This is a genomic window from Streptomyces regalis, assembly GCF_001509475.1.
Lineage (GTDB): Bacteria > Actinomycetota > Actinomycetes > Streptomycetales > Streptomycetaceae > Streptomyces > Streptomyces regalis.
Genome location: NZ_LLZG01000345.1, coordinates 105805 through 116965, shown reverse-complemented (window position 1 = coordinate 116965; position 11161 = coordinate 105805). Strand labels below are relative to the sequence as shown.

Sequence of the window (11161 nt, the reverse complement as noted above, 5' to 3'; positions counted from 1 at the left end):
GTGCCAGTACGCCGGCCCAAGCGCGACGGTCAGCTCAGCGCCGTCAGCCCTGGTGCGAACGTGATCAGGAGCGGGAGCAGCGGCACCAGCGCTGCCAGCGTCGTCGTGAGGGCACGATGGCGGCGGCCCAGGCGCGGCGGGGGCTGGAGGAGGCGGTTGACGCGTTCGCCCAGGAGGCGGTGGGTGGAGGCACAGGAGAGAACGCCTCGGTGTTGGTTGAGTTCGATCAGGGCCAGGGCCGTCGTCAGGTGACCGCAGCGGCGGGACGCCGTGTCGTCGGCGGCCAGTTCGACCAGGCGGTGGGTCTGGTCGCAGAAGTGGGCGAACAGCGGGATGCGGGGGAATCCGGTGGCAAGCGCGGTGGAGAGGTGCAGCAGCCAGTCGTGGCGGGCTTGGGCGTGGCCACGTTCATGGGTGAGGACGGCGTCGAGCTGGTGGTCGGTCAGGCGGTGCAGGGCGCCCGTGGTGACGATCAGCTGGGGCGGGCTGCCCGGCATCCACCAGGCGTCGGGGTACTCGTCCTCCAGCACCAGGAGCGGGCCGCGCGCCGAGCCGAGGCCCGCGGGCAGGTCGGGGGCGCGTTCGCGCAGGTGGGCCCTGGCCTGGCCGCGTCGCCGACGCGCGTCGACGAGCTCGCGGGCCAGCATCGCGGTCGTCCAGGCGGCCCCGCAGGCCAGCAGCACGGTGAGGGTGGCCGCCCAGGCGGGAGCGGCCGAGAGGTCGTACGCCTCGGTCACCGACGGCGGCGCCGGAGCGAAGAGCTGGGCGCGTACCGTGCCGAAGACGGCAGCGGCGCCCAGGGTCAGGGCCGTCAGGCAGGACAGCAGGACGGTGGCGACCAGGCACTGCCACACCCAGAGCGCGACCACGGGTTCCTGTTCGGGCCAGGTGGCCCGGGTCAGCGCCCGGGGGACGGGTACGGCGGCCGTCAGGGCGACGATGCTCAGCAGGAGCAGGCAGGCGGTCATGCCAAGGGCTCCGGATCCTGGTCAGGGAAGGTGCGCGGGCGGCTGTGCGGGGCGGTGGGCGATGAACACGCCACCCGCCGTCAGCAAGTATGACGGCGACGGTCGCCGGAGTCAGCGGGGAAGAACCGCCGAACTCGCCTTGGGGCATCACGCGTACGCCGACATGGACATCATCCGGCAGTCCGGCGTCGCCGTGCGTCACGGCCTACGCGCGCAGCGCCTCCTGGACCGCCGCCACCACCTCCGTGTCGTCCGCTCCCAGCGCACGCGTCTGATCTGCGAACCGCCGTGCCAGTGCTGCCAGTTCGGCCCGATCCGGGCGGTGGACACCGGCGGGGAGCGGGGCGACGCGGGTGCCCGCGCCTCGACGGGTGCGGATCAGGGACGCCGCCTCCAATTCGCGGTACGCCCGTGCCACTGTTCCCGTGGCCAGCCCCAGGTCGGCGGCCAACTGCCGGACCGTCGGCAGGCGTTCGCCCTCCGGAAGGCGGCCGGTGGAGATCAGGGCGGCGAGCTGGGCGCGGATCTGTTCGTACGGCGGGACCGGGCTGGTCGTGTCGACGCGCAGGCCTGCCCCGCTCATCGGCGGTCGGTTCCGCTGATGCCGGCCCGACGGCCCCGCCATGCCGTCGCCCGGGGCGAGATGATCGTGAACAGGCACCACGGCGCCGTGAGCAGGGCGAGCAGACCCAGCGGCCACACCGTCCAGTTCGCCGCGACCCCCACCGCGCCGTCGCACGTCGTGCTCATCAGGGCACCCGACACCGTCGAGGCCGTGCCGAACAGGGACGACGAGACCACCAGCCCCCAGGCGGCGACGATCGCCAACGTCCGGTCGCGGCGGGACTGTTCGTCGCCGGGGCGGGTCGCGATGCGCCGCAGGGCCCAGCCGCAGGCGGCGGTGGAGAGGGTCAGAGAGGCCAGGATGGGAAGGCCGTAGTAGAGGCCGGGCCAGGGGCCGGCCGACTCCGTCATACCCCGGCACGTCAGCGTGAGCGCGCGCCCCGCACGGCCCAGGTCGTCCGGCGAGGCCACCGCGGCCGCGGCCGTCAGCACGACGACCAGTGCGGCCGCGAGGCCGAGCAGTAGGGGGGTCATCCGGGGCGGTACGTAGTCGCGGACCCGGCGGGGAGTGAGGCCCGCCGTGCGTACGGCGCCCCGGCGTGGTGCGGTCAGGGCGTCGCCCAGCAGCACTCCGGCGACCGCGCACAGGCCGAACATGAGGATGGCGTAGAGGGTGCCCTCCCCGTGGTTCAGGGGCGCCGGCCAGCGGGAGGCGAGCGCCCCGACGACCAGGCCGGTCCAGCGGGCGTAGCGGTCGACGGGTGCGCGGGACGCGGGCGCCGAGGCGGAAGGGCGCGAACCGAGTTCGAGCATGAGAGACACAGACCCCCGTGGAGACGACTTGTGCACAGACCTGTACGCAGATCTGTACGCAGACTTGTACTCACCGCTTGTATCAAGCGGTGAGTACAAGATGCGGTCTCCTGGAGCTTTGTGTCAACTGCTTGCTACAACTTGGCCGGTGACCTCGCCCAGCCCCACCCGCACCCCGCCCGGCCCCGGCGCCCAGGCGGAGAGCGTCACCACATCGCCGTCCTCCAGGAACGTCCGCTTGCCGTCGGGGAGTTCGAGGGCGTCCCGGCCGTTCCACGTCAGCTCCAGCAGCGATCCGCGCTCGCCTTCCGCCGGGCCGCTCACCGTGCCCGAGCCGTACAGGTCGCCGGTGCGGAGCGAGGCGCCGTTCACGGTCATGTGGGCGAGTTGCTGGGCGGCCGTCCAGTACATGGTGGAGAAGGGAGGTTCGGAGACCACATGGCCGTTGATCGAAACGGAGATCCGCAGGTCGTAGCCGCCGGGTTCCGTTTCGGAGCCGGAGTCGTCGAGGTACGGCAGGAGCGGGTGCGTCCGCTCCGGCGGTGCCACACGCGCCTCCTCCAGCGCGTCCAGAGGGGTGATCCACGCCGATACCGAGGTGGCGAAGGACTTGCCGAGGAACGGGCCGAGGGGGACGTACTCCCAGGCCTGGATGTCGCGTGCCGACCAGTCGTTCAGCAGGCAGAGTCCGAAGACGTGCTCCCGGAAGTCGCCCAGAGTCACCGGCTTGCCCATCTGCGACGGCGTGCCGACCACGAAGCCGACCTCGGCCTCGATGTCCAGGCGGACCGACGGGCCGAAGACCGGAGCCGGATCAGTGGGTGCCTTCCGCTGGCCGGACGGTCGCAGAACATCCGTGCCGGACACCACCACCGTGCCCGAGCGGCCGTGGTAACCGATCGGCAGGTGCTTCCAGTTGGGGGTCAGGGAGTCCGCCGCGTCGGGGCGGAAGATCTGGCCGACGTTCCGGGCGTGGTTCTCGGAGGCGTAGAAGTCGACGTAGTCGGCGACCTCGAAGGGGAGGTGCAGGATGACCGAGGACAGGGGGTGGAGGAGGTCCGCGATGGCCTCCTGGTGTGCGGGAACCGTCACCCACGCCGTCAGTGCGCGCCGTACGTCCGACCAGGTGGTGCGGCCCGCGGCGAGCAGCGGGTTCAGGGAGTCCTGCGCGAGCAGCGGGGCGTACGGCGAGCCGAGTGCGTACGCCGCCTTGCCCGCGTCGAGGACGTGCTCGCCGAGGCGGACGCCGACCCGGCGTGCGGAGTCCGAGCCGGGAAGGGAGAAGACGCCGTACGGAAGGTTGTGCGTGCCGAAGGGGTCGCCCTCGGGGAGATCGAAGGGGGGCATGGGGTGCTGCCTCACTCTCATACGCTCCGTATGCCATGTGGTCGGGCCACACGTTACGGGTGAGTCGCCTGTCTTGGGCAGTGCGGGGCTCGCGTCGCCGAAGTCGACGAATCTCCTGGTCGCCGCAGTCCGCCGGCGCTCAGGCGGCCTCGGTGACCCCGACCGCGGCCTGCCCCAGGAGCTGGTCGAGATCGTCGGGCTGCGGGGCGGGCCGCGCTGCAGCTGGCCGAAGTGGTGACGAGGCTCGCGGACCGTTCGCAGGAGTCGGTTCCGGACGCGCTGTGGGACGAAGTGGCCGGTCATTTCGACGAGAAGGAGCTGTCGGCGCTGATCCTCACCATCGGCGTCACCAGCATGTTCAACCGCATCAACTCCACCATCAAGGAACCCGCGGACACCACGTGGGGGTGAAATCGCAACCCGCGCGGGGCAGTTGCGGCGCGGAAGCGAACGCATTAAACAGCAGCGGAACCGGAACTGCTGTCAACACATGTGAACACAGCAGCCGTCCGGTTCACATCGAGTCGATGGGGCGTCCTGTCCGTATTCTCTGATCATGGCCCCACCCATCGCATATTCACTCATCGCCACTGACCTGGACGGGACGCTGCTGCGCGGCGACGACACGCTCTCGGACCGGTCCCTCGACGCGCTCGCGCAGGTGGCGGCGGCCGGTGCCCAGCACCTCGTCGTGACGGGGCGGCCGGCGCCCCGAGTGCGGCCGCTCCTCGACGTCCTGGGCAGCAGGGGGCTCGCGGTGTGCGGACAGGGCGCGCAGTTGTATGACGCCGGCGCGGACCGTCTGCTGTGGTCCATCAACCTGGACCGGGAGTTGGCGGAGACCGCGCTCGGCAAGATCGAGGCCGAGGTGGGGCAGGTGTACGCCGCCGTCGACCAGGACGGCGTCGACGGGCTCACGCTCATCGAGCCCGGCTATCTGATGCCGCACCCCACCTTGCCCGCCGTGCGCGTCCGGCACCGCGACGACCTGTGGTGCGAGCCGATCAGCAAGGTGCTGCTGCGCCATCCCAGCCTGTCCGATGACGAGTTGGCGGCGACGGCGCGCGCGGTGGTCGGTTCCCTCGCGACGGTCACCATGTCGGGGCCGGGCACCGTCGAACTCCAGCCATGCGGCATCACCAAGGCGACCGGTCTCGCGCTCGCCGCCGAGCACCTGGGCCTCGGCGCGCACGAGACCATCGCCTTCGGTGACATGCCCAACGACATCCCGATGTTCGACTGGGCGGCCCGCGGCGTCGCGATGGCCAACGCGCACCCCGAACTCAAGGCGGTCGCCGACGAGATCACCCTCTCGAACGAGGACGACGGCATCGCCGTCGTCCTCGAGAGACTGTTCGCGGGAAGCCTGGCCGACTTCGCCCAGTAGTGCCCGTTCTTCCCCAGTACAGAATGGTTTTGCTTAGTAAGGACCGTTCACGTTGTCGATCGAGCCGTACCGCGCGGCCGCGTAGTTGCACGCGGCCGTGATGTTCGCGACCGGGTCGAAGGGGTCGTAGACCGTCCCCGGCACGTGGTAAGCCGCGAAGGTGGGGTCGATGACCTGCAGGAGGCCCTTGGACGGGGTGCCCGCCGCGGCGTTGGAGTCCCAGCCGTTGATGGCGGCCGGGTTGCCGGACGACTCACGCATGACATTGCGGTAAATACCGTCGTATGAACCGGGGATTCCGTTTTGAGCCATGATGTCCAGCGCGTTGCGGATCCAGCCGTCGAGGTTGTCCGGATACGACTTCACGGAGGCCGTGGTGGCGTGGGCGACGGCGGACTTCTTGGCCGGCGCGGACGCCTTGTCGGCCGTCTTGCTCGCCGTGCCGGCCTTCGTCGCCCGGACCTTCAGGTCGAGACCCGGGTGGATCAGCCTGGGGTCGTCGCCGACGGCCTTGCGGTTGTCCTTGTAGAGCTGTCGCCAGCCGCCCTTCGCGTCGTACCGGTCCGCGATGCCGTAGAGCGTGTCGCCCTTCTTCGTGGTGTACGTGACGGACTTGGCCTTCGCCGCGGACGGTGCGGTCTGCGGTGCCGCCTGCGCGACGGAGGGGGCTTGGGCCGGCTGTGCGGCGCTCGCGGTGGTCGCGCTCAGGAGCGGGAGGGCGAGGGCGGCGGTACCGGTTCCGGCTGCGACGACGTGCCGGGTGAGGGGGCTGGTTCTGGGGCGGCGGTGCTTGCCTCGGGCCATGGCGCTGTTCCTCTCCGACGCCTGCGAGGTGAGCTGTCGGGTTCGGGCGGGAGATGCCCGGCCGCGCCGCCGTGCGGCAGCGCGAACTTCACCCCGAGCCGGCCCGGCGTGCCATCGAGGCGTCCGGTCCGGCGACTTACCTGGGTCCCCCGCTCCTGCCGTGCGTGAGTGAGTACGTAGGTGGATGACTCGGGCGGCGGCAGGATTCGGCGTCCGCCCGACTGAGCGGGAACGTATGCGAGAGCACATGCCCCGAACAAGGGCCATGGTCACCCGTCGTGCCGGTTGACCATGGTCTGGTGCGTATGGGGTGCTTGATCCTTTGCGGTTGCCAAGCCTCAACTTGCGCTTGAGGCAAGGGGGGATGACGGTGCGCCGAGGCGGATGTGCGGCCGGGCGCGCGTGACCCAACTCACTGGCATCCACAAGAGCGGCAAATCGGGCAATGGATCCAACTCGCCTTTAACCGGCTGTCCGTGGAGTCCGTTTCTCCCAGGTCCGGTGGAAAAGTACCTCTTCGTCGTCCCTGCAGATCACCTCGTTGGAGGTGACGAAGTCATGCCCGTCGCAGCTGATCTCCGAGCGGGTCCGCACCGTCGCGTCCCATGCCGTCTCCGGGCGGTGCAGCCGGATCGACCAGTCCGAGCGGGTGCGGGCCGACAGGGGGTCCCACTCGTCGATCGTGTACGTCTCCAGCGCGTCCTCGGCGAACTCCAGACCGTCGGGGTACACGCGTGCCGCCGTACCGAGGGTCGACCTCCAGGCGCCACTCGCCCTTGGCGACGTCACGCACGACGAGCCGCTCGGGTCGCGGTTCGTCCAGCGTGATGGGGGAGTTCACGCCGAGCGGCTCCGCCTGCTCCGGTTCCTCGAAGGCGATCATTGTGTCTTCCGCTGATTCGTCCAACGCACGCGCGCGTACCGGAAGTTCCAGAGAACTCCCGGCCGGTTCCAGCGTGAAGCCCGCCGACGAGTCCGGCCGGGGCCAGATCCACGGCCAGTAGGCGGAGGAGACGGCGAGGCGGATGCGGTGGCCGGGCGGGAAGGCGTGGCCGATGCCGTTCAGCTCGAAGGTCACGTCCTCGGTGGCACCCGGCTCCCACGGCACCGCACGGTCGCGGCCGTGGCGCGCCGACAGGTTCAGCACGCCGCGCGTGACCAGGGTCGAGGAGCCGTCGGGCGCCACGTCGCAGAGTCGGGCGACGACCTGCCCGCGCGGCACCTCCGAAGTCAGCCTCAGCCGCACCTTCGGCCGCCCCAACACCCAGGTCTCCTCGCCCACTTCGAACTCGAAGCAGGCCGAGCGCGCGTCCTCCTCCCGCTGGTCGGGCGGCAGATCGGCGTCATTGCCGAAGGGGAAGAACCGGCCGGCGTCGATGCCGGTGTGCATGGGCGAGCGGACGAGGACGGGGGCGCCCTGGCAGGCGTACGTCACGCTGCGCACGTGGGGAGAGGGCCAGGCCGGCTCGCCGACCCAGCGACCCGGCAGCGTGGGGTACACCGTGGCCGGGCGGTGGGAGTCGCTGACGTACGCGCGCAGCAGGGGCTCGGCCATGACGCCTGTGTCCTCGTCCTTCAGCCAGTGGTCCCACCAGCGCAGCGTCTCCTGGAGGAAGCCGATCGCCGGGCCCGGCGGCAGGCCTCGGTCCGGGTAATGGTGCGACCAGGGGCCGATCAGGCCGCGGACGCGGTCGGCGGGCAGGTGTTCGACGAGGCGCAGGACCGTGTCGCGGTACGGGTCTTGCCAGCCGCCCACCGCGAGCACGGCGGCGTCGATCGCGCGGTAGTCCTCGCAGACGCTGCCATGGCGCCAGTAGTCTTCGCGGGTCTGGTGGTCGAGCCAGGTGTGCGGAATGGGCTCGACGGCCTCCAGCCGCCCCAGCCACATGTCCCGCCAGGCGCCGCCGACGTACTGGGGGTCCGGCGGGCGGGCGATGAAGGCGAGCATGGTCGACGCCCAGGCGTGCATGTCGACGGCGAGGACGGAACCTCCCATGTAGTGCACGTCGTTGTCATAGCGATCGTCCGTCGAGCAGACCGTGCCGATCGCCTTGAGCGGCTCGGGTGCGAGGGCCGCGATCTGGAGGGAGTTGAAGCCGCCCCAGGAGATGCCGAACATGCCGACCCTGCCGTTGCACCAGGGTTGGGCCGCCAGCCAGTCGACCACTTCGACCCCGTCGTCGAGCTCCGTCGCCGAGTACTCGTCCGTCGGCATGCCCTCGCTGTTGCCGTGCCCGCGGATGTCCACGCGGACGGAGGCGTAGCCGTGGCCGGCGTACCAGGGGTGGCGTTGGTGGTCGCGGGGTGCGGTCCAGTCGGTCAGGCGGTACGGCAGGTATTCGAGGAGCGCCGGTACGGGCTCGTCCGTCAGAGGGCGCCACACGCGCGCGTACAGCAAAGTCCCGTCCGGGAGCGGGATCCAGAGGTCTTCGTGAGCCGTCTCGTGGGGGAAGGACGTACGGATGTGCATGAGCGGGATCCCCGTCAGGTCAGTGCACCGGGTGCATCGTGCGGCGCAGCCACGGTGCCGCGGCCGTCACGGCCAGCCCCGCGGCCACCGCGATCGCGCCGTTGACGCCGAAGTAGGCGGGCTGGGAGACGTCGTCGTAGAGGACGGACATGAGGTGGCCCTCGGCGGACTGCCCCAAGGTCGGCAGCACCATCAGCAGGAAGGACAGGCCGCCGAGCACGCCCCCGATCGCGATCTTGTTGGACGCGTGCGGCTGTCTGCGCCGCGTGCGCACCCACAGCGCGGCGACGGCGGGGGCGAGGGCGACCTCGAAGGCGCCGAGGGCGGAGGCGTACCAGCCGGCGGGGAAGTGGAAGCCGAGGATCGACCTCTCGGTGTTCGTCGAGGCCAGCATCATCGTCGAGTACGCCTGGAAGAGGACGAAGTTGAAGACCGTCGAGGCGAGGAGGAGGACGATGTACGGCCGGAGGCGACCGCGTTCCTCGGGGGTCACGCGCGGGCTGGTGAACATCACCGCGAAGTAGGCGATCGTGGCGATCACCGAGACGAGGGTGAGCAGGTCGACGAAGCGGTCCACGGTGAGCCGGTCGGCGGCGGCGAGGCGGACGGCGATGACCGCGGTGGCCACGAGGCCCGCGACGACGGGGCCCGCGGCGACGACGCGGATCGCCTGGTGTGGCGGGGGTTCCCCAGCGCGGGCGCATTCGAGCGTGGGGGAGTCCGGGGGCGGCGTGACCTCGGCGGCGTGCTTCCGTCCGGCCAGGTGACGGCGGCCGGCGACATACTGGACCAGGCCGAGCGTCATGCCGATCGCGGCTGCCGAGAAGCCCCAGTGCCAGCCCCTGTGGTCGCCGAGCCAGCCGGTGAACAGCGGGCCCGCGAAGGCGCCGATGTTGATCGCCATGTAGGAGAGCGCGAAGCCGGCGTCGCGGCGGTTGTCGTCGGTGCGGTAGAGCTTGCCGACCATGGTGGCGACGTCGGGCTTGAGCAGTCCCGTGCCCGCGCTGATCAGGCCGAGGCCCACCCAGGTCATGCCGGCGGTCGGCACCGCCATGGCGTAATGGCCGCAGGCGATGAGGATGCCGCCCCACAGCACCGCGCGATACGAGCCGAGGATGCGGTCGGCGAGCCGGCCGCCGACGACGGAGACCAGATGGACGAGGGTGCCGTAGGCGGCGGAGACGGAGGCGGCGGTTCCGGCCGACATGCCCATACCGCCGTGGGTGACCGTGTCGGCGAAGTACAGGACGAGGATGGCCTGCATGCCGAGGAACGAGAAGCGTTCCCAGACCTCGAGGCCGCAGAGCGTGAGCAGGCCTCTGGGCTGGCCGAAGAAGGCCTGGTCGGAGCGGTGCGGCGGTCCACTCCCGGGCTCGATGTCGACTTCGGTTCGGGAAACGGGCCGCTACTTCCCTATAAGTCGATGGATATCCGGCCTTATTACGTGATCAAAAACATACCGGTCGTGATCCAATACCGCCCATGGTGGACGGGTGGGCGGCATCGGTGATCGAAACGTGACCGGATACGCTGACTTGAGTGATGGCAGCGACCTATCGACAAACCGTGTAACCGCCAGAAGACACCAGCAGACAGGAGACCCCTCGTGACCGTCGTCGGGCCGTTCGGGCTGAGCGTGCGGGACCAGGCTCTGGAAGCCGATGTCCAGGCCGGATTGGCGGCTGTCGAGGAGGGATTGCTCGAAGCCACCAAGAGTGAGGTCCCCTTCATCACGGAGGCCGCCCAGCACCTGGTGCGGGCGGGTGGAAAGCGGTTCCGGCCGTTGCTTGTGATGCTCACTGCCCAGTTCGGGGACCCGTATGCGCCGGGCATCGTGCCGTCGGCGGTGGTGGTGGAGCTGACCCATCTGGCGACGCTGTACCACGACGACGTGATGGACGAGGCGGCGGTACGGCGGGGTGTCGACAGTGCGAACACCCGCTGGGGGAACTCGGTCGCCGTGCTGACCGGCGACTTCCTGTTCGCGCGCGCCTCGCACATCCTGGCCGACCTCGGGCCCGAGGCGGTGCGGGTGCAGGCCGAGGCGTTCGAGCGGCTGGTCACCGGGCAGATCCTGGAGACTGCGGGGCCGCAGGACGGGCGGGATCCGGTTGAGCACTACCTGGATGTGCTGAGCGGGAAGACCGGGTCGCTGGTGGCGGTGTCGTGCCGGTTCGGGGCGATGATGTCGGGCGCCGACGAGGCGGTGGTCGATGTGCTGACCCAGTACGGGGAGCGGCTGGGGGTCGCCTTCCAGCTTGCGGATGACGTGCTGGACATCGCGAGTGACTCCCATGAGTCCGGGAAGACGCCGGGTACGGATCTCCGGGAGGGGATTCCGACGATGCCGGTGCTGCGGTTGCGTGAGCGGGCCGAGCGGCTGGGGCTGGCGGAGGATGCCGCGCTGTGCGAGCTGCTGGACTCCGACCTGAGCGATGACGCGCGGCTTGCTGAGGCGTTGGCTTCGCTTCGGGTGCATCCGGCGTTGGAGCAGGCTCGTCGGGACACGGTGCGGTATGCGGAGGATGCGCGGGCTGCGTTGGCGCCGTTGCCGGACATTGATGCGAAGGCTGCGTTGATGGAGTTGTGCGACGCGGTGGTGCATCGGGCCGGGTAGGTATTTCGCCCCCGCCGCCCCTACCCGTCCCATCCCGAAGGGGCTCTGCCCCTTCGACCCCGCCGGGGGGCTCTGCCCCCTGGACCCCCCGTCGGCCCTGAACGGGCCTCGTCCTCAAACGCCGGAACGGGCTGGTGGTGTGATGCACGTCACGAAGCTGGACTGAGTCCAAACTGAGATCGTCTCCGTAT

Annotated in this window: 10 protein-coding genes, 1 pseudogene and 1 riboswitch; of the genes and pseudogenes, 4 read left to right on the top strand and 7 right to left on the bottom strand. The window is 70.4% G+C overall.

The window, feature by feature from the left end; genetic code table 11:
- Nucleotides 1-29: 29 nt before the first annotated feature.
- From ADL12_RS29140 to fahA, 4 genes are all read right to left on the bottom strand, one after another.
- Nucleotides 30-968 carry a M56 family metallopeptidase gene (locus ADL12_RS29140; protein ID WP_062706911.1) on the bottom strand — a complete coding sequence of 313 codons (939 nt, stop codon included), beginning with the start codon at nucleotides 966-968 and terminating at the stop codon, nucleotides 30-32.
- Nucleotides 969-1173: 205 nt separating this feature from the next.
- Complete coding sequence (locus tag ADL12_RS29135; RefSeq protein WP_062706909.1) at nucleotides 1174-1551, bottom strand: GntR family transcriptional regulator; 378 nt, start codon at nucleotides 1549-1551, stop codon at nucleotides 1174-1176.
- Nucleotides 1548-2345 carry a hypothetical protein gene (locus ADL12_RS29130; protein ID WP_062706907.1) on the bottom strand — a complete coding sequence of 266 codons (798 nt, stop codon included), beginning with the start codon at nucleotides 2343-2345 and terminating at the stop codon, nucleotides 1548-1550. Before ADL12_RS29130 ends, ADL12_RS29135 begins: the two co-directional genes overlap by 4 nt.
- Nucleotides 2346-2468: 123 nt before the next feature.
- Nucleotides 2469-3692, bottom strand: a complete 1224-nt coding sequence (gene fahA, locus ADL12_RS29125; protein WP_062706905.1) for a fumarylacetoacetase — start codon at nucleotides 3690-3692, stop codon at nucleotides 2469-2471.
- A 73-nt stretch (nucleotides 3693-3765) separates the two neighbouring features.
- On the opposite strand from fahA, the gene ADL12_RS54300 reads away from it, so the two are divergent.
- The 3 genes from ADL12_RS54300 (at nucleotide 3766) to ADL12_RS29115 (ending at nucleotide 5079) form a co-directional block, all read left to right on the top strand.
- Nucleotides 3766-3930: a hypothetical protein gene (locus ADL12_RS54300; protein WP_159053327.1), complete on the top strand. Its 165-nt coding sequence runs from the start codon at nucleotides 3766-3768 to the stop codon at nucleotides 3928-3930.
- Complete coding sequence (locus ADL12_RS29120; protein WP_244188091.1) at nucleotides 3927-4103, top strand: carboxymuconolactone decarboxylase family protein; 177 nt, start codon at nucleotides 3927-3929, stop codon at nucleotides 4101-4103. The genes ADL12_RS54300 and ADL12_RS29120 overlap by 4 nt, the downstream gene beginning before the upstream one ends.
- A 145-nt stretch (nucleotides 4104-4248) precedes the next feature.
- A complete protein-coding gene (locus ADL12_RS29115; protein ID WP_062706904.1) occupies nucleotides 4249-5079 on the top strand; it encodes a Cof-type HAD-IIB family hydrolase in 831 nt (276 codons plus the stop codon).
- Between the two features lie 33 nt (nucleotides 5080-5112).
- Here the strand turns inward: ADL12_RS29115 and ADL12_RS29110 are convergent, their stop codons facing one another.
- From ADL12_RS29110 to ADL12_RS29100, 3 genes and pseudogenes are all read right to left on the bottom strand, one after another.
- Nucleotides 5113-5883: a LysM peptidoglycan-binding domain-containing protein gene (locus tag ADL12_RS29110; protein ID WP_062706902.1), complete on the bottom strand. Its 771-nt coding sequence runs from the start codon at nucleotides 5881-5883 to the stop codon at nucleotides 5113-5115.
- A gap of 5 nt (nucleotides 5884-5888) precedes the next feature.
- Nucleotides 5889-6064, bottom strand: a riboswitch (cyclic di-AMP (ydaO/yuaA leader).
- A 281-nt stretch (nucleotides 6065-6345) separates the two neighbouring features.
- Nucleotides 6346-8353: pseudogene (locus ADL12_RS29105) on the bottom strand (CocE/NonD family hydrolase).
- Between the two features lie 19 nt (nucleotides 8354-8372).
- Nucleotides 8373-9731 (bottom strand): peptide MFS transporter, encoded by a 1359-nt coding sequence (locus ADL12_RS29100; protein WP_062706899.1) that lies wholly within the window; start codon nucleotides 9729-9731, stop codon nucleotides 8373-8375.
- A gap of 228 nt (nucleotides 9732-9959) precedes the next feature.
- On the opposite strand from ADL12_RS29100, the gene ADL12_RS29095 reads away from it, so the two are divergent.
- Nucleotides 9960-10970, top strand: coding sequence for a polyprenyl synthetase family protein (locus ADL12_RS29095; RefSeq protein ID WP_062706897.1), 1011 nt, complete (start codon nucleotides 9960-9962; stop codon nucleotides 10968-10970).
- The last annotated feature ends 191 nt before the right edge of the window (nucleotides 10971-11161 follow it).